Below are 19,729 nucleotides of genomic sequence, written 5' to 3'. Positions count from 1 at the left end.
TGTCATTTTTTTGTATAGGCATCATAGCTGAATGGCTTCAAGTACCGTTCGCACATACGCATCAATATTAAACCATCGTGTATCGATGCTCACGCTAACTTTATTTTCCACCATTTCGATGGCTTCTCTTGGATTCAGCAGATCATATCTAGGGTTATACATCTCCGTAAATGGAGGCAGTTCAGGACGTCCTTTGGGGGCAATCGGTATAGCACCTAAGAGCTGTGCCTCATAGAGCGCCAAAGTGAGACTGCCGCCGATCGTGACGGACACCGCTGCTGTTGCTTTTGATAATAATTGATAATATTCAGCATGCGGCAGCCTGCCGACTTCAATGCCTAATTCTCTCCACATCGGTACGGGATAATGGGACAACGGTGAAACAGGTGAGGCGATAACAACTCTGTAACCTAGTTCCATAAATTCAAACGCCATGCGAACAGAGAGATAAGGTTGATAAAATTCATTCATTCGCCCAGGGAACACAATGAGCTTCTCTCGTTCATTCGAAGAGGTGATTCCGTTCAATGTCGCATTCACATAGTCGTGGTCGTAAGGGAAACCTGCTGCGATAACTTCAACTTGCGAACCTGGAGGCAGGCATCGTTTCCCCCAAGGCACCATGCTTGGGTTCGTATAGAAAATGGCTTTTAAAGAAGGATGCTGAAAAATCCATAAAGATTCTAAATCCAAAACATTGGTGAATGGATTCCAAACGTCATGCTCTTGAATATAAAGCTGCTCAGGAACAGGATTTGCTTCCTTTATCATATCAAACAAGGTATAACGTGTAATCAAGACGGGATGCTTGGGGTCCGTTGGCAGTTCAGGGGAAAAGGTATACGGGACTCCTGCGGAATCAAGCCCTTTTTTCAAACCACTGAGATAATTGGGATACCATGCTGTTTGATCATTGGCGTCTACTAGCACATGTAACATGATGAAATGGCCTCCATCCGCGGGTCTTTGCTATATTATAATGCGTTATATGCACAATATATCATATTTTGTCGAATGGATCATATCTAACATCAAGTGTTATGTGGTATAGTTAAGCTAATTTACACAGGATGGGGCAGACGAAGCAATGGTAGCTGTACATGAATTAATTTTTAATGAATCTGGCGCTGTCCATTACACCATTCCGCATGAACGTGAAGTTATTTATGTAGGTCGTAATGGTCAAAAGGTAGAACGGGTCCGAGTCACTATGGATGACCAAACAGCCAAATATATATATAAACCCTCAACGAATTATCCTACGATGGGAAGAGAACTTTGGGTACAAGAGAATATTAGCGGCCGAATTCCCAAGGTGCATATTCCTAAGATCGCCTACTCTTCAAATGCGAAGGAACCCGAGAAGTATTGGCTTGTTTTTGAGGATCTCGGTGAGTTAACCCATTCCTTTAGCGTGGATATCATGAAAAAAACGGTGGAAGTTATGCCCCATTGGCATCTGCTGCCTACATCCCTAGTTCCTGATGAATTTGCAGGTCATACACCTCGTGCCCAAGAGATTCAATCGTTTATTCTCTTAAGGGCTGACCGAATGAGAGAATTGCTTATCACGAATGGTTTTTCTGAAGAGGAGATCCATTACGTTAACCGGGAAATTGTTCCCCTACGCCAACTTGCGTCCGAAATGGTTATTTCACATGGCGATTTATATCCGCTAAATATAGCAGAAGTCAATCATCGTCTCTATATTTTCGACTGGGAGTACATACATAAGAATAGCGTGTTCTGGGATCTGTATTCCTTGATGGACATCACCAGCCCACAATATCGGAGACCATCGCTGGATCAGGCATCACGAATAGACATCCTGAACACATACATCGCCGTACGTAATCGCATGGGAAAGCCAACCCAGTTCAATTTTATAACCGACTATCATAGATATAGTGCTTTGCATGCCATATGGTTGTTACTTTTAATCGAAGATGACCTTATGCAAGCAAGGTTTGAAAAATCTGCGCTATTGAATCAAAGACAAGAAACATATGGTATTTTTAGGAGCTTGTTAAGTTATCTGATGATGTAAATTAAGATTATCCAAAATCTGAGTCGAAAGTAATCTGCAAAATTCGACAAAATTGTTTTATAATGAAGGTACTACTTTTTGAGGGAGATCGTAAGCATGTTTGCATCACTTGATAAATTCCCATTAAAAACGATTTTAATATTTTTAATTGCCATCATAAGTATGAATTTGGCTTATTTTCAACACTCCAAAACGCTATTGAACAACCATCAACAAGAGAAAATAAACCTTGTCACTTCTACGATTTCTTCAGAGATGAGTAAGCAGAATGAAGTAGAAGCAACATATGATGATATGCTTGCACATGATCTAAGAACAACATCTTTAGTTATTCAAAAATCGCTAGATCCCGATTTTCATAAAGTCACGAATGAAGAGTTAGTCAAGCTAGCTAAGCAGCTGAATCTAGCTGGCATTACCTTATTTGAGCGGAGAGATGATGATTTCATTGGCGTGAGATCTTCCGATCCCAAAGAAATGGGTGCAAGCTCGAAAACGTGGGGGATTGTGTATTCAGCGCAATTGCAATTAACCGATATGAAATCCGTTGATGTAGGAGCGGGCTTAACGCTTGAAAATTTTTGGAGCGGACCTATTGATACGGCCTCTACAGATGAATCCAACATTCGTAAATGGGGAGAATACTACGATGGTACGACCAATTATATCATTAACCCTTATATAGATGTTTCTAACAGTTTGGCACTATACCGGGAAAAAGTAGGCGTGGACGTAAGCATCAAGGAGCTGCTCAATAATAACAAAGGGAATTTGCTAGAAATCGGCGTATTGAACCCAGAAAAAATATTCGATAAAGGGCCAACGCCGAATAATCGAGAGAAATGGTTTTCAGAGCGACTCGTCGTAAACGGTTCTTATGAGTACAGAGATCAATTAGAAGAAGTGCGGATACGAGAAGCCATAGATAAAAATAAAACCGTTGTGTACAATGTCATTAGCAATGGGAAAAATGTTTTGAAAAGCTTTACTCCAATCGAAACTTCAAATTTGAAGTACAAACGAGATGATTTTAAGAAAGTCGTTATGGTTGCAACCGATTACACACAGATCGAAAAAACGTTAAACCAGCAGTTTCGTGAAGTTTTCATTTTTATGAGCATTGTAACGTTGTTGGTCTGTTTGGTTATCATCGTTCTCTTCTCCATCACGCAGAAAAAGAATGAGGGCGCGGTTAAGACGGCTCAAGACGTCTACTTGGAGAACATCAACTCCATTGTGCAATCAATTAAGGAACAACGTCATGATATCATTAACCATATTACGACCATCTCGTGGATGATTAAATTGAAGAAATTTGAAAGCTTGCAAGAATATATTGATCCATTAATCCATGAGGCTAAAACGATGGATAACAAAATTAAAGCTGTTGAAATTAATATTCCAGCATTAAGCGGAATTATCCAAGCGAAGCTAGCCCAATCTGAAGTTCATAACATCGACATGCAAGTTGATTTTAAAAATATGGAAAATCTGCGTCTCACGGCGATCAAAACGACGGATTTGGTCCGCATCTTAAGCAATTTAATTGATAATGCGTTTGATGCGACGAATGAACTTCCTTCTACCGAGAGAAGTGTATCGATTGAAGGCAAGGTACAAGCCAATCATCTCATTATTAAAGTGATGAATTCTTGTTACCCAGTGAGTCCGGAAATTTACACACGCATATTTGAATCAGGATTCTCCACCAAGTCAAATAAGAAAAATAAAGGCTTAGGACTCCATATTATTAAACAACTCATTGAACGTTATAAAGGAAGTATCGATTTTACTTCGCAAGAAGCGGGTGTGACATTCTCGATCGTCATCCCATTAAAACACGAGAAATAAAAAAAATTAAAAAAGAATGTATAAGATTTCCTTACACTCCACATCCTAAGCTTACACCACGAGAAGGAGTGATTTACGAATGGCTAACAACAGCAGCAACACATTGCTAGTACCAGAAGCTAAAGCCGCTTTAAATCAATTGAAGTATGAAGTTGCACAAGAACTAGGAATTTCATTGCAAGCAAATGGTTACAATGGCAATCTCCTAACGCGCGATGCAGGTTCAATCGGTGGTACAATTACGAAGCGGCTGGTTCAAATTGCTGAACAACAGCTGCAAGGCTTCAGACGCTAAACATTGGAATAGGTACAAACACAAAAAGACTACAATCACTCCTACTCGAGTGAATGCGGTCTTTTTTTTCTTTACATTTCGATACGATTAAGGAATCATGTAACATGAGACTAATTCAACATGAGAGGAATCAGGCTATGATTTTACCGGGCATTGTATCGGCTACATTTCGTGAAAAGACAGCAGATGAAATTCTCCAAGCTAGCAGCGCTTGCGGGTTGAAAGCCATTGAATGGTCGGAGCATGCGCACGTTTTTCCTGGGGATGAAGTGGGAGCGGCTGAGCTATATAAAAAGACAACTGCAAGCGGGCTTCAGGTGGCAGCTTATGGATCCTATTTTCGGTTGCTGGAGCACGAGCATCCAGAGCCGATTTTTCGTGCGAGCCTGATTTCGGCAAAAGCGTTGCAGGCCCCGATTATCCGCATTTGGGCGGGGACGATTTCGTCTGCGGAAGCGAGCTCAGCATATCGCGCTCGGCTCGCTGAGAAAGCTAAGTTGATTGCGGGTATGGCTGCAGAAGAAGGCATCAAGGTAGCGCTAGAATGGCATCGGAAAACATTAACAGATACGAATGAGTCCGCTTTTCAACTACTTGATGAGGCTGATCATCCGAATCTGTATTGTTTGTGGCAGCCAACACCAGGGCTTTCCTTGCAAGAGCGCTGTGAGAGCCTCCGTGAACTAACTGCGCGGAAGAAACTGTTAAACATTCACACGTATTATTGGAAGGAAGACATACGCAGACCGTTCTCGGAGGGGCTTCAGGAGTGGCGGCAATATTTGGCACAGATCAATGCTCATGAAGATCGCTATGCACTTATGGAATTTGTGAGGGATAGTACATTTGAACAATTGCGCTCGGATGCTCTTGAATTAAAGCAATTATTAGAGGAATTATACATTTAAGAGGCTTAACTAAAACGGAGTGCGCGATTTGCGTGCTCCGTTTTAGTTTGATTCACATACATCCTTAACATTTAGGACAGTAGATAACTAACAATTATAGACTAGAGTAGATGTATCGATAATTTTAATGGTTTTACGAGGGCTGAATAAAGGAGCATAGTATGACACAAAACTTGCAAAATTTATTACTGGATAGTGTAAAAGTTTCGATCGGCAACATGATTCCACAAGCGCTAGATCAAGGTGAAATAAGCACAAGCAATGAAGCGATCAGCAAGGATGAAATAGGCGTTTCCATCAATTTCACCAACAGTGACTATTCGATGATACTAGACGGTCAACGTGTCGTGTTTAGTCGCATGAGCGAAGCGATTTTCGGGATGTATATGGAAGGTGATATGTTAGATAGCTGTGTGAGTGAAATTGCCAACATTATTGCTGGCGGGACGACGACAATCTTAGGTGAGCAAGGTGTCTCGCTGGATATTACGACACCGTCTCTGCTGGAGGATAATTTCCATATTAACGAGATGACCAACAAGACGATGTTGCCAATTTCGATTGAGACGGTTGGCGATATTCGAGTCGTTTTACTGAAGGACCATACATAAGAGGAGTGATTGGCGATGGCAAAAATTTTAATCGTAGATGATGCCGCATTCATGCGAATGATGCTGAAGGATATTTTAACAAAAGGTGGACATGACGTCGTTGGTGAAGCGGAGAATGGTCTGGTTGCTGTTCAGAAGTACCATGAGCTCAAGCCGGATATTGTCACGATGGATATCACGATGCCAGAGATGGAAGGCGTTGAAGCCGTAAGGGAAATTAGGAAAAAAGATGCGAATGCCAAAATCGTCATGTGTTCTGCGATGGGGCAGCAAGGAATGGTTGTTCAAGCAATTCAAGCTGGAGCGAAAGACTTTATTGTAAAGCCATTTCAAGGTGATCGCGTACTGGATGCCATTCGTAGAGCTATATAATGAATATGAGAACGCTCATTTCCGCGCTGTTCCAGCGAGAAATGGGCGTTTTTCCTTGCATTTAACTAGTCTCAAAGACCTAATTCATCAAGAAAAATAGGTCTTTAATCATTGTTTTATATCCTTTTTTTGTCATATTCATTAGCTAATTATTAGCAAAAAACATGATTAGCTAAAATCCTGAACAGAAGTTTCACAACAATTAATAGGTAAGATAAGGATATGTTAAAGCACAAACTTCAAGATGGAATTGCGAGGGATTACAACGATGAATCTAATCCACTACTACCGCGAGCAATTTCTCGAATTAATAACACAATTCGAGCCTAATTGGGAGGAGGAGACACTTTATAGATTCGGTTTTCGATGGAATTCTTTTACAACGAATATGTATAAAGAATACTTTCAGATCACACAGATCCATGATGAACCATTGTACTTAATGTATGCGATTGAACTTCCTGAGAAATACAAGAACACGAACATAAGTGAAGTAGTAAAGAACATGTCTTCTTCTTACGAGCTTTCCATGTGTTTTTTTTCAGACAAAATTCTCTTAACGTCCTGCGTATCCATTGAAAATTTACAACAAACCTCGTTAGGTTTCTTAAACCAAGCGCGTGGTGAAATCATTGATCTTGTGTTCTCGGCCATTCAATTAAGAGATACGTAACCAAACTTAGGGGGATTTATTCATGAAAGCAACGATCAAAACGAAATTATTAGCAGGTTTTATTCTTGTGCTAGCGCTAACGTTTACGGTAGGTTTAGTGGCGATTCTAAGTATGAATTCGATCCAAAAGTCAGCTGTCAATGTGCAAACGAATTGGCTTCCAAGCATACTAAAAATTGACAAGATCAAAACTGATTTTTTTGAAGTCAGAGTAGCTTTTCATCAAATTATTCTTGAATCGGACCCAGATAAAATTGCGAGTGCACAGACAACGATATTACAAAACAAAGAAGAAGCACTAAAAGAAATGAAAGTTTATGCTGAACTTGTGAACTCAGCGGAAGAAAAGAAAATCTTTGATGATATTTTGGCTTCAATGTCTACCTATATGAACCAAGCGGACACGATTATTCAACTGGCAAGTAAGAATGAAGATAAGCAAGCTTATGATGTGATCACACAAGTTCGACCAGCACGTATACAAACCACAGATTTATTTGATAAATGGATTGCTTACAACGATGTTGGCTCCAAGGCTGAAGTTGATACAGCAGTAGAGAAAAATCAATCCGGAACGACGATGATCATTATTTTCGGCGCATTAGCTATCGTCCTTGGCATAACTGTCGCGTTGTTTTTATCAGGCACAATTTCTAGAACAATTCAGTCCCTTCTGTCTGTTGTTTCGAGAGCTGCTGAAGGCGATTTGCGAGAGAAAGCTGTTTCGAAATCAAAGGATGAGCTAGGCGCATTAGCAGATTCCTTTAACTATATGTTGGAAAATTTACGTGTACTGATTAGCAGAACGGTTTATTCCTCACAAAATGTAGCGGCAGCAGCAGAGGAAATATCTGCAACTACGGAGCAAATTGCTAGAGGCAGCATGCATCAAGCCGAGTCCACACAAACGGTAAACAGCTTGTTTAAAGAGCTTTCCCTTGCGATTGATTCTGTAGCTCAAAATGCAGAAGTAGTTGCTGAGCTTTCGGAGCAAACGAGAAATGGCGCCAAAGAAGGCGGAATCGCAGTCCAAGCTTCCATCACGTCTATGGGAAATGTTTCGAAGCAGATGTCTTTGCTTGAGCAAGATGCACAGAAGATTGGCCAAATTATTGAGGTTATCGATGATATTGCAGACCAAACGAATCTATTAGCACTTAATGCAGCGATCGAAGCGGCAAGAGCAGGTGAGCAAGGAAGAGGCTTCGCAGTAGTAGCTGAGGAAGTTAGAAAGCTGGCAGAACGAAGCGGGGAAGCAACGAAGCAAATTGCGATTATTATTAAAGGCATGCAAACGAATACAGATTTGAGTGTCAAAGCGGTTTCAGAAGCTGCTGATCTGTCGGAACGCACAGGGATTCAGTTCGATAATATTGTCCGCATGGTGGCGAATACCGCACAACAGGTAACTGAAATTGCTGCCGCAAGCGAGCAACAATCGGCACAATCGGAAGAAGTTCTTAGCTTTATTCAAAACATTGCTTCTGTAAGCCAAGAGTCGGCGGCGGCGGCTGAAGAAACAGCGAGCTCGTCCCAATCGTTAGCTTCATTAGCAGATGATTTGAATCAATCCGTATCGAATTTCAAAGTGTAAGGGCAGGGTTGAATATGACTACGACGGTAACTCCTTTATATGTTGAATGTCAAATCCAACACGAGCATTATGCATTCTCCATTTCCTATATCCAAGAAATTATTAAGATGCACGAAATTACAGTGCTTCCTGGGAATAAGAAAAATTTGCGCGGGGTTATTAACTTGCGCGGTATCATTATTCCGATCTACTGTTTACGTTCCATGCTGCAAATCAGACCTGTTGTGGACACGAAGCATACCCGCATCATGATCGTTCATCTGGCTGGTAAAACGCTGGGCCTTGTTGTTGATTGTGTCAGTAGAGTGGTCGGGTTCACGGAAGTCAAACCTGTTTCTGAGGAATTTGGATCACAAGGCAGCATTTTCTTACAAGCGATAGGTGAATATGACGGCAGCTTCGTTGGCATATTGGATGTTCAAGAGCTTTTTCTCCAGGAGGTGAGAGGCAATGAGTGATTTTCAAATGGAAGTGTATATGGGTGTGTTTCTGGATGAATTGAGTGAACAGCTGCTTCTCCTGGATAAAAGCTTACTGGAGCTTGAGGAGAATGGAAGTAAGCCTGAAACGATTCAAACGATTTTTCGTATCGCCCATACGCTGAAAGGCTCCGCCGCTGCAATGGGGTTTGAAAAGCTTAAAGAGATGATGCATAAACTGGAAAATATTTTTGATCATCTTCGCAACAATCGGATTCAAGTTACGACAGAGCTCATGAATGTGTTGTTTAAAAGCATTGATTATATGAAGCAGCAAAGAGAGCTGTTTTTGAAAGGCAATTATGAGGAGCAAGCCGTAGATCATTTAGTTGCGGTTCTGGAACAATTATCTCAGTCGGATCGCACTTCACCAGTTACTGCGCCAGTGGCAGCACCTTCCATAGTCGCTGAACCTAATCTAGTTTCAGTTCGCATCCTAATTGAACCTGGCTCAGTGATGAAGGCAGTCAGAGCGGTGCTTGTCCTCCGTGAACTGCAAGAACTTGGTGAAGTGTTATCGACGCAGCCGAGCTTCAATTCGTCTAGTAAAGATGAAGATCTAGAAGCTCCTATTCATTTCCTCGTTTCGACGCAGAAGGATTTGAACGAGATTCAAGAGAAGATCAATCGGATTTCGCAGTTGAGTGAAGTCATTGTAGGACCCTTTAGTGGTCAGGCTGCGGATCAGGAACATGAAGCCTCTCGTCCTTCACCATCGGCTTCCACTTCGAATGCTGACAATAAATCAGTGAAACAAGCACCTGTAACTGTCGTGAAAGAAGCTGCGGCGGTCTCTCATACTGTACGTGTCGATGTTCAGCGATTAGAGCACCTTATTAACTTAGTTGGTGAGCTGCTTATCGATAATACGCGGCTTGTTGAAGTCAAGAAGCGTTTGCAGGAGAAATATAAACAAGATTCCGATATACATTTACTTGAGGATATTACACACCATTTAGGCAAAATCGTGAGCAACATGCGTGATGGCATGATGAAAACGCGAATGATTCCAATTGAGCAGCTATTTAGCAGATTCCCTCGTTTAATTAGAGATTTATCCCAGACAGCCAATAAAGAAATTGCGTTGACGATTGAAGGGAAAGAAACAGAGCTGGATCGAACCTTGATTGAAGAAATCAGCGATCCACTGATTCATATCCTCCGCAACGCGGCAGATCACGGGCTAGAAAACCCAGATGATCGTGAAGCAGCAGGGAAGCCAAGAAAAGGGCATATCCTGATGAAAGCCGCCCACGAAGAGAACTCCATTGTTATTACAGTCACCGATGATGGTCGCGGCATTGATCCAGAACGTATCCGCAAGAAAGCGGTGGATAAAGGATTTATTACCGAAGATGAATCACTACATATGACAGAGAAAGAAATCATTTCTCTAATTTTCCACTCCGGAATGTCGACAGCCGAGCAAGTCACGGAATTGTCAGGCAGAGGCGTCGGTATGGATATCGTCCGTTCACATATTGAGAAGCTGAACGGCCTCATTGATATTGATACTGCGATTGGCAAAGGTACGACGATTACATTAAAATTACCTTTGACACTAGCGATCATTCGCTCGCTGCTCGTTCGTCAAGGTCAACGGACAATCGCTGTGCCACTTTCCAACATCATAGAAATTTTCAGATATAATGAACAAGAAATTCAAATCCTGCATGGACAAGAGATCTGCCATGTGCGTGGTGAAATCTTGCCTTTGCTCCGACTGAATACGATGCTTTCACCAGGGAGCAGCATGAATGAAGACACAGCAAAGGTGAAGAAATCGATATTGATGGTTGGGATGGCTGAAAAGCGCGTATGTCTCGTAGTTGACCAACTCATTGCGAACCAAGAAATCGTAATCAAATCCTTAGACGATATCGTTGGACACATTCCGTATATTGCTGGAACAACCATTCTTGGAGATGGCTTAGTTGCTCTTATTTTGGACGTGAATGCCATTATGCAAAAATCATCTTCAGGCCATGTACGCTTTGGCATGAAGGAACGGGCCAATAAAGGCAAACATAACGCGAAGCGGGAACTGGTAACCATTCATTTTGATACAGAGTGGTACGGCTTCCACTTAGAGCATGTGCAAGAAATATTGGCGATGCCACCGATTACTAAGATAGCAGGATCTGAGCCGAACGTGCTAGGCATCATGAATATCAGAGAAGAGCTGCTGCTCGTTTATGATCTGCGGAGCAGTATGGGATTATCAACGCAAGCATCCTCGAGTTATTCTCGCGTGCTCATCGTTCGGGATGAGGCACAGTCCATCGGGATCGCAGTTGATTCGGTGACCGAAATTGTAACCGTATATGAACATGAAATGGATGAAAATATAACGCAAAGCAAAGCCTCGCTGTCTACAATACGTAGTATATATAAGAAAGATGAGCGGCTTATCCAAGTTTTCGATCGAGAGCATTTGCTCTCGCTGCTGAAGACGAATTCCTAAGAATCAGGTGACAAGTATGAGAACATTCCGTGTCCTAATTGTCGATGACTCCATCGTGATGCGAAATATGATTGCTAAGCTCTTTGATCAAGATCCGCAATTTACGGTGGTAGGATTCGCGGTTAATGGTGCTGACGCATTGGACAAAATCGTGGAACTGCAGCCTGATCTAGTCACGCTCGACATCGAGATGCCAGAGATGGATGGGTTAACGGCTTTGAATCAAATTATGACCTTTCATCCTGTGCCGGTTATTATGCTAAGCAGCTACACGGAAGAAGGCTCGAATGCGGCGATGAAAGCTCTGGAGTACGGAGCAATGGATTTTTTTCAAAAAGAAACCCTTTTTCAAAAAACACGCAGCGCCTTAACGGAAGAAGAATTTTTATTAAGATGCAAAACGGCTATGAGAAAGAAGCTGTTTTTGCGAAACGATGCGAAAATGCCGGGGAAGGAACAGTCTGTTAAAAGTCACATCGAGATGCTGACATTTCTTCTGAAAATGGAAGAAGACTTGCTGGAATTTCAAAATGAACTACATCAAAAGATTAAACAACAAAACGGACTTTTGAAAAAGTTTAAAAAAGTACAGGATCAATTTATTTATACCAGTTGGCAGGGTTCTCTGTTCGATCGGCTTGGGATTAAGGAAGAGAATGCAGTAGGCATGGATATCCATGCCATTTTCCCTTCCTATATGGCTGATCTCATGATGCCTCATTATGAGTCAGCTTGGACCACGGATGAAGTTATTGATTTTGAAACCGAATGGCATGGCTATTATTTCTTAACGGTTCTGCGACCGAGTAAACGAGATGGGATTATTCATGAAGTCATTTCATTAACGGTCGATATTACGGAATCGCGAAGCATGGAGGAACGTATACGCTATTTGGTTCACCATGATCCATTGACTGGGCTTCCCAATCGGCAAGTACTTACGAAGTGGATGGAAGATTCCATCGTTCAAAGAGAGCGTTTCGCTGTTGTCTTCGTCAATCTCGATCAGTTCAAGTTAACGAATGAAACGTTAGGACATGATGTTGGAGATCGCATTCTTCAAGTCATTGCTCGCAGATTAAAGAATAACTTTCTCATTCAAGAGCTGCAAGTATTCCGTGTAGGCAGTGATGAATTCATCGGATTAGTGAAGCATAAGTCGAAAGAAGAATTGGACTATTACACAGACAGCATTGTGCAGAATATCAATCAACCGATTCGTATTCACGAACACGAGATCTATATTTCGCCTTCCATTGGAGTAAGTCGGTATCCGGAGGATGACCAAGAACCGGAAACGCTGATTCGTTTCGCGGATATTGCGATGGATTATGCGAAAGAACTTGGCGGCAATCAAGTCCAATATTTCAGCCCTCAAATATATGCGAAAATCGAGCGTCGAATAAAATTAGAAAAGCATTTGAGGAAAGCGCTCGAGAAAAATGAATTTATCTTGATGTACCAGCCGCAAGTTAATGTTTTGGATCATAAAATCGTCGGCTTTGAAAGCTTAATTCGTTGGGAAAGCCCTCAGCTTGGACGCGTATCCCCCTTAGAATTTATTCCGATTGCAGAAGAAACTGGACTAATCCATCCGATTGGCAAATGGGTCATCGAGGAGGCTTGTGCGCAGAATAAGTACTGGCAGAACCTAGGGCTGCCGAAGGTGTCCATTGCCGTGAATTTGTCTTCGAAGCAGTTCTATGATAGGTCACTCAATGAACAAATTTCCAGCATACTTCAGGCTACAGGACTTGAGCCGCAGTACTTGGAGCTGGAAATTACAGAAAGTATGACGATGGATGTTCAAGTCGCGCTAGCGACGTTAAATAGCTTTAGAAATATGGGGTTACAGATCGCGATGGATGATTTTGGAACTGGCTACAGCTCATTAAGTTACTTGAAAGAGTTCCCCATTAATCATCTGAAAATTGACCAATCTTTCGTGAAAGACATATCCGCTAACCCTACCCATGCTGCTATTGTAAATACGATCATTGCGCTCGCTCGCAATCTTAAAATCAATGTCATTGCGGAAGGCGTAGAGAAAGAGGAAGATTTACGTTTACTGCAGGATTTTAATTGTAATACGGTGCAGGGATATCTGTTTGGAAAACCGGTTGAGGCGAGTCAAGTACCTGAAATTTTTGCAAGCTTTGGCGGTGTGCTCAAAGACGGTGTGCTCAAAGAAAAGAGTTCGTAATAAGTTGTCCTAATGTGCGCTGCGAATCGTGGATTCGCGGCGTTATTGGTTTTGTGGCCGAGGGCAATTATTCTTGTGGAAATCCTAATAAAATGAAAGAAATTCGTTCATTTCTCCCCTATGTTCATCCCCAATTGTCAACTATACTGAACTCGAAATGAGAAAATTAAGCGCTTACAAAACGAAGGAGGTTAAATTATGTATTTCGTGTTAAGAAAAAAGAAGAGCTTCGGCGCACTCCTGGTTACGGTAATGATGCTAGTAGCGTTGGTCACTGTGTTAGCACCTGCAACTGTATTTGCTGCGAACACAACGTACTATGTTGATGCGGCCAATGGCAGTGATTCAAACAATGGCACAAGCGCAGCGACGGCTTGGAAAACACTGACCAAAGTAAACAGCACGACATTTCAGCCTGGCGATCATATTTTATTTGAAGCGGGTAATACGTGGGTAGGGCAGTTATATCCTAAAGGCTCAGGCACATCAGGGAATCCGATCGTCATCGATCAGTATGGTACTGGCGCTAAGCCAAAGTTTCAAGGCCAAGGCGCGGTGAAAGCAACCGTGTATTTATATAACCAGCAATATTGGGAAATTCACAATCTCGATATTAGCAATCAAACATCAGGAACCGTAGGGGATCTGAGAGGAGTACATATTACAGGAGCAGACATCGGCACGCTGAATTATTTCCGCTTAGACGGCTTAAATGTTCACGATGTGAGCGGTGAAGTCAATTGGATTGGCGGCGATGTGGCCGATAATGAAACCGGCATCACGTTCCAGACGGGGTGGGATCGCTCCAAGCGAACCGGCGGTATTGTGTTCGATATGTCAACGAATGTGTTGGCACCGGCAGCAGCAACTGTGAAGAGTAAATTCAACGATGTAGTCATTTCCAATAGTTCCATTAAGGATACTTCCTTCGGCGGAATCATCTTCAAGCAATACACAGGTGATGGGCGCGATAATAACGGGAATGCTTCTGTTTCGGTTGGCTGGGGCGTTCGGAGCTCGGCTTCGGATACGAATTGGTATCCTTTTACAAATGTCACGATCAAAAATAACTACATTAGTCAAGCGAACACCATTTATGGGTGCAACGGAATTTATTTGACAGATACCAAAGGTGCCTTAATCGAAGGAAATGTGGTTGCGGCAGCGGGCACTTCGGGGATTGAAACGTACTATGCCGATGATGTCGTTATACAGAAGAACGAGACGTATGGTGTGGTTAAAAAAGCAGGAGGCGCCGATTATAACGGCATCGACACGGATAAAGGAACGACGAAACAGGTCGTCCAGTACAACTATGTCCATGGTAATGGGGACGGGATTTTGCTCTGTCAATTCAGCTTTGGGGATTCCATCATCCGATACAATATCATAACCGGGAATTCGAGATATCAAATTTATTTGCATTCCGATTCGGCGGCGACCTCTCAAATTTATAATAATACGATCTACAATACGAATAGTACCTATTTGATTTATGGGTATGGGTCATACATTAATGCAAGCTACAATATTAGAAATAACATTCTGGATTCCACGCAAAGTTCGGCTGTACTAACAACAGGCGGAGGAATTGCCTATAACACGAATAGTTACTATGGTACTGGACTTACCGTCCCAGCGAGCGATGCAAATCCGAAAATTGGCGACCCTAAATTGACGAGTCCTGGAACAGGCGGCACGGGAACTGAATCAAGCGGACCTGCGCTCAGCAGCTTAACTGGCTATAAGCTTCAATCCACTTCTCCGATCATTAATCAAGGGGTGACCATTTCCTCCAATGGCGGCGTTGATTTTTGGGGAGATACGTTATACACAGGTGCAGCCGATATTGGTGCAGACGAAACGCAGGTAACTGGGGGAAGTACTGGCCCAACGTACCTCGTGAACGATACGTTCGATGCCGTAACTACCGGAAGTGCGCCAACAGGTTGGACGATTGCCAACGGCACGAGTCCGAACGCGATTACCGTGCAAGCTGTCCCTAGTGCGACCGATAAGAGCGTACAGCTAAGCAAGCCGACGGCATCAGCCAAAACGTCGATGTCCAAAACATTTGGAGCTACAAGCGGAATAATCACGATTGAAGCGAGAGTGAAACGGAGCGAAACAACGTCATGGTGGTGCTTGCCTTACCTTTATGACACATCAGGTGTCGTAGCGGAATCGATCGCGATGGATACAGGAAATATCAAAGCGAATGTTAATGGCACTTGGACGACGATCCAAGCCTTTACGGCGAACACTTGGTATGATTTCAAAATCGTTTTAGATACAAATACGGATAAGTTTGATTTCTATGTCAATGGCACGTTAAAGCTATCCCAAGCCACGATGAGAGCAGCAGTATCCAATGTAACCAAGATCGAATTCTATGCCGACAACTCGCAAACAGGTACGACCCATGTTGATAATGTGAAAGTTTATACGCCGTAACGAGATGTAAACGATAAATCCCGAACTTCCGGCAACGGTGAGTTCGGGATTTTTGTGTGTGAAATAGTGAAAGAACTTCATTCATTGCATAATGTAACTCGTTTGAGAGCCATTTTATAATAAAGCTATCAGATAACAAGCGAATTACGTAGTGTAGCGCTTTGAACAGGGAGTGGAATGTAGAATGGAAAGCACCGTGCTGTCAACGGATCGTTTACATGCAAAACCGAGGAAAAAGAAAATTTCGTTTCTGAGCCGATGGGAATCTCCCGTGGCCGGTTACCTCTTTTTATCCCCGTGGCTGATAGGATTTTTCCTGTTAACACTGGGGCCAATCCTGATGTCCTTGTATTATTCATTTACGGATTATTCCTTACTCGACGCACCGCATTGGCTGGGAGTACAGAACTACAAGTATATCCTGCAGGAAGATGATACCTTTCGTGAGTCCATTAAAGTAACGATGCTGTTCGTCGTGTTCTCCGTACCCTTGAAGCTCGTTACCGCCCTTCTGGTAGCGATGCTCCTGAATAAGAAGATCAGAGGGATCTCCTTTTATCGGACGATGATCTATTTCCCATCTCTGATTGGTACGAGCATCGCGGTGTCCATTCTATGGAAAAATATATTCAGCAAAGATGGCTTCATTAACCAAGCATTAGCGCTTGTAGGTATTCAAGGCAAATCGTGGATCGCTGACCCCGATACGGCTTTAGGAACGCTCGTACTGCTTATCGCTTGGCAGTTTGGATCAGCGATGATTATATTTCTTGCAGGACTCAAACAAATTCCTACAGATTTATATGAAGCATCCTCGGTAGATGGTGCTAGTAAGGTACGACAATTTTTTACGATCACACTGCCAATGCTGTCACCCATTATTTTGTTCAATTTCGTGCAATCGACGATTAACTCCTTCCAGATGTTTACACAGGCATTTATCATCACCAATGGAGGACCGGTTAATTCAACGTATGTTTACGTAATGTACTTGTATGAGCGCGCTTTTTCGAAGTTTCAAATGGGCTACGCTTCAGCGCTGGCTTGGATTCTACTCGTCATTATCGCAGTGGTAACGGCCATTATATTCGCTACCTCTAAATACTGGGTCTACTATGAAACGCAAGGAGGGAAGGGGAAATGATGGCAAGACGCCAAGGGCTTACACATCTTCTATTAATCATTTCAAGCATCATCATGATGTATCCCGTTTTCTGGTGGCTCGGGGCTTCACTCAAAACCAATGACGAAATGCGTTCTCCGAATTTATTTCCCGAAACATTCCGCTGGGCGAACTATACAGAGGGCTGGATAGCGGTTCCCAATTATGATTTCAGTGTGTTCTATATGAATAATTTTCAGTTAATCATAGGGGTTCTGTTCACCAGTATCGTATCCTGTTCGCTCGTTGCCTTTGCTTTTGCCAGGCTAGATTTCCCGCTGCGTAAGCTGTGGTTCGCTATCCTGCTCGTCACCTTAATGCTGCCAACACAAGTAACGATTGTGCCTCAATATGTGTTATTCAGTAAATTTGATTGGATTAATACTTATTTGCCGTTCTATGTACCTCATTTACTGGCAGGCGGTGTAGGAGGTCCCTTTTTCATCTATTTGCTTGTGCAATTTATTCGTTCAATCCCGAAAGAGCTAGATGAGTCTGCGAAAATGGACGGATGCTCGTGGTTCGGTATTTACTGGCGCATTATTATTCCATTGACCAAACCAGCGCTGGTTACGGTTGCGATCTATTGCTTCCTCTGGAATTGGGACGATTTCTTCGGTCAATTGTTATATATCAATTCCGTTGATAAATATACGGTTAACTTAGCGTTGAAACTGTTCATTGATTCGGCTGGAACGGTGCCTTGGGGGCAAATGCTGGCCATGTCCTTGGTATCGGTTATGCCTGCTGTCATCATCTTCTTTGTTGCACAGAAGCATTTCGTTGAAGGTATTGCTTCGGGTGCTTTAAAAGGATAAGCTTAGAAATGACGAGGAAGCTGCTGCATTTGCTGCGGCTTTCTTTGCATAAATGCTTAGTTTGAACCATACGGAGGGCAGACATATGCTGCAAAATCCTTTTAAAACCTATCGCATTATCGCGGTTTATTTCTTTAGCTCCGCTGTCATTATTGCCCTGCTAATCGGCATCGTTGTTGCTGTTAGTTACTCGGGAACTTCTGACGAGATTGCGACCAATACATCGTTCTATCAGCAGCGATTGCTGAACGAATTGAGCAAAAAGGTAAGCACGAGCTTAATTGGCATTGAGCAGACCTCGGCAACCTCGGCCAAAAACGTCGATCTCCTTTACGGCCGTTTGCAAGATAAAGATGCATATGAGCGTCTTCAAATAGAGACGGACCTACAAAGTCAATTGAAGTACCTCGTCTTCGGAACACCGATTTTGCAATCGATCCAGGTGTATTCGGATTATCCGTTTACCTCAGATACCCAAGGCCCAGTTACGTTCCTTCGAATGTCGCAATTAGATAAGGAAGCGTGGTATCCGACTATTTTGGAAACGGATAGCGCTTGGATTGGCGAGCATAAAATCATGTCCAATGGACGTGAAGAATCCGTCATTAGCTTTGCGCGAAAGGTCATCAATAACAGTAACCAATATTACAGTTTGATGGTTTTTAATATTAAAGTGTCAAGCATTCGGCATTTGATTTCATCGGAAGACGATACGTCCAATATGGCATTACTTGATGCGGCGGGCAGACTGATCACGCATTCGGGAAATAGCAGCAAGCTGCAGCAAGCGACATTGACCTTGAAAGGCGAGCTGGATAAACCAAGCGGTTCCTTGCGCGCTGAGGATGATTTCTTTGTGTGGGCCAAATCGCCAGATTCCCAATGGACACTCTTCGAGGCAAGCTCGTGGAGTGAGATGACGAAGAGCAGTAAAAGTATGGCGCAGCTGTTCCTCCTTCTTGGGGCTACTTCGATTGTGCTCGTTTTGCTGTTAACGTTGTTCTTATCCCGCCGATTTATGATGCCGATGAATCAATTAATTCGCGCCATGGGGCAATATTCGCCTGGGGAGAAGCAAGGTTTACCGACCGACTATAAGAATGAGTTTGGTAAATTATTTCAAGGCTATCGCAAGCTGACACAGCGGATTGAGGACCTGTATGAGTCTCTGCGTGAACAGCATGTGCAGCAGCGAGCAGCTGAGCTGAAATCGTTGCAGATGATGATTAATCCTCATTTTCTGTATAACACGTTAGATCAGATTAACTGGACAGCGCTCGAAGCGGGCCAAAATAAAATAAGCTCTATGCTCGCGCAGGTTGCGAGTATGTTCCGTTTAGCTCTTTCCAATACGAATAGTTTGGTGGCCGTACAAGAAGAAGTTGCGCATATTGAGCATTATTTGAAATTTCAGCAGGTGCGTTGGGAAGACAAGATGACATACGCCATTAAAGTAGATGAAGACTGCAGACATTGCTTGATGCCGAAAATTTTCCTGCAGCCATTCGTGGAGAATGCCTTTATGCATGGCTTTCATGGTGCGGTTTCAGCTAAGATATGGATAGAAATCCATCGTGAGGACGACAACATCGTGGTGACGATTATGGATAATGGCAAAGGGCTCAGCGATAATTGGCAAAACAAACCGAGGAAGCGCGGGGGCTATGGTCTTCGTAATGTGAAGGAAAGATTGGATGCGTTATTTGGCAATCAGTATCTTTTACAGCTGAGCAACCGGGAGCAAGGCGGGGTTCAAGTAGACATTCGATTCCCACTATCAGAAGAATAACAAACACAA

General features: G+C 42.9%; 16 protein-coding genes. 15 read left to right on the top strand and 1 reads right to left on the bottom strand.

Going from position 1 to position 19,729, the window contains the following annotated elements:
- Nucleotides 1-21: 21 nt before the first annotated feature.
- Nucleotides 22-939, bottom strand: a complete 918-nt coding sequence (locus AC58UX_RS05200; protein ID WP_497250177.1) for a hypothetical protein — start codon at nt 937-939, stop codon at nt 22-24.
- 148 nt (nt 940-1,087) lie between these two features.
- Between AC58UX_RS05200 and AC58UX_RS05195 the strand changes: the two genes are divergently transcribed.
- From AC58UX_RS05195 to AC58UX_RS05125, 15 genes are all read left to right on the top strand, one after another.
- Nucleotides 1,088-2,047, top strand: coding sequence for a hypothetical protein (locus AC58UX_RS05195; protein ID WP_497250175.1), 960 nt, complete (start codon nt 1,088-1,090; stop codon nt 2,045-2,047).
- A gap of 96 nt (nt 2,048-2,143) precedes the next feature.
- A complete protein-coding gene (locus tag AC58UX_RS05190) occupies nt 2,144-3,898 on the top strand; it encodes a sensor histidine kinase (protein WP_497250173.1) in 1,755 nt (584 codons plus the stop codon).
- A 79-nt stretch (nt 3,899-3,977) separates the two neighbouring features.
- Complete coding sequence (locus AC58UX_RS05185; RefSeq protein WP_497250171.1) at nt 3,978-4,193, top strand: alpha/beta-type small acid-soluble spore protein; 216 nt, start codon at nt 3,978-3,980, stop codon at nt 4,191-4,193.
- Between the two features lie 104 nt (nt 4,194-4,297).
- Nucleotides 4,298-5,101 carry a sugar phosphate isomerase/epimerase family protein gene (locus AC58UX_RS05180; RefSeq protein ID WP_497250169.1) on the top strand — a complete coding sequence of 268 codons (804 nt, stop codon included), beginning with the start codon at nt 4,298-4,300 and terminating at the stop codon, nt 5,099-5,101.
- Nucleotides 5,102-5,262: 161 nt separating this feature from the next.
- Entirely contained in the window at nt 5,263-5,712 is a 450-nt protein-coding gene (locus AC58UX_RS05175) for a chemotaxis protein CheX (RefSeq protein ID WP_497250167.1), read from the top strand.
- A gap of 15 nt (nt 5,713-5,727) precedes the next feature.
- Nucleotides 5,728-6,084 carry a response regulator gene (locus AC58UX_RS05170; protein ID WP_497250165.1) on the top strand — a complete coding sequence of 119 codons (357 nt, stop codon included), beginning with the start codon at nt 5,728-5,730 and terminating at the stop codon, nt 6,082-6,084.
- 244 nt (nt 6,085-6,328) lie between these two features.
- Nucleotides 6,329-6,757, top strand: a complete 429-nt coding sequence (locus AC58UX_RS05165) for a hypothetical protein (protein ID WP_497250163.1) — start codon at nt 6,329-6,331, stop codon at nt 6,755-6,757.
- A gap of 22 nt (nt 6,758-6,779) precedes the next feature.
- A complete protein-coding gene (locus AC58UX_RS05160) occupies nt 6,780-8,351 on the top strand; it encodes a methyl-accepting chemotaxis protein (RefSeq protein WP_497250161.1) in 1,572 nt (523 codons plus the stop codon).
- A 14-nt stretch (nt 8,352-8,365) separates the two neighbouring features.
- On the top strand, nt 8,366-8,809 hold the full coding sequence (locus AC58UX_RS05155) for a chemotaxis protein CheW (protein WP_497250159.1): 444 nt from the start codon (nt 8,366-8,368) through the stop codon (nt 8,807-8,809).
- Nucleotides 8,802-11,294 carry a chemotaxis protein CheW gene (locus tag AC58UX_RS05150; protein ID WP_497250157.1) on the top strand — a complete coding sequence of 831 codons (2,493 nt, stop codon included), beginning with the start codon at nt 8,802-8,804 and terminating at the stop codon, nt 11,292-11,294. Before AC58UX_RS05155 ends, AC58UX_RS05150 begins: the two co-directional genes overlap by 8 nt.
- A 16-nt stretch (nt 11,295-11,310) precedes the next feature.
- Nucleotides 11,311-13,497: an EAL domain-containing protein gene (locus AC58UX_RS05145; RefSeq protein ID WP_497250155.1), complete on the top strand. Its 2,187-nt coding sequence runs from the start codon at nt 11,311-11,313 to the stop codon at nt 13,495-13,497.
- Nucleotides 13,498-13,695: 198 nt separating this feature from the next.
- Nucleotides 13,696-15,951, top strand: coding sequence for a right-handed parallel beta-helix repeat-containing protein (locus AC58UX_RS05140; RefSeq protein WP_497250153.1), 2,256 nt, complete (start codon nt 13,696-13,698; stop codon nt 15,949-15,951).
- 184 nt (nt 15,952-16,135) lie between these two features.
- Entirely contained in the window at nt 16,136-17,095 is a 960-nt protein-coding gene (locus AC58UX_RS05135; RefSeq protein ID WP_497250151.1) for a carbohydrate ABC transporter permease, read from the top strand.
- Entirely contained in the window at nt 17,095-17,931 is an 837-nt protein-coding gene (locus AC58UX_RS05130; RefSeq protein ID WP_497252071.1) for a carbohydrate ABC transporter permease, read from the top strand. The genes AC58UX_RS05135 and AC58UX_RS05130 overlap by 1 nt, the downstream gene beginning before the upstream one ends.
- An 85-nt stretch (nt 17,932-18,016) precedes the next feature.
- A complete protein-coding gene (locus AC58UX_RS05125) occupies nt 18,017-19,720 on the top strand; it encodes a cache domain-containing sensor histidine kinase (RefSeq protein WP_497250149.1) in 1,704 nt (567 codons plus the stop codon).
- Nucleotides 19,721-19,729 lie beyond the last annotated feature (9 nt).

The organism is Paenibacillus sp. J22P90 (assembly GCF_059692195.1).
The sequence above is the reverse complement of the archived record's forward strand: the minus strand, read 5'-3'. Positions and strand labels throughout refer to the sequence as shown.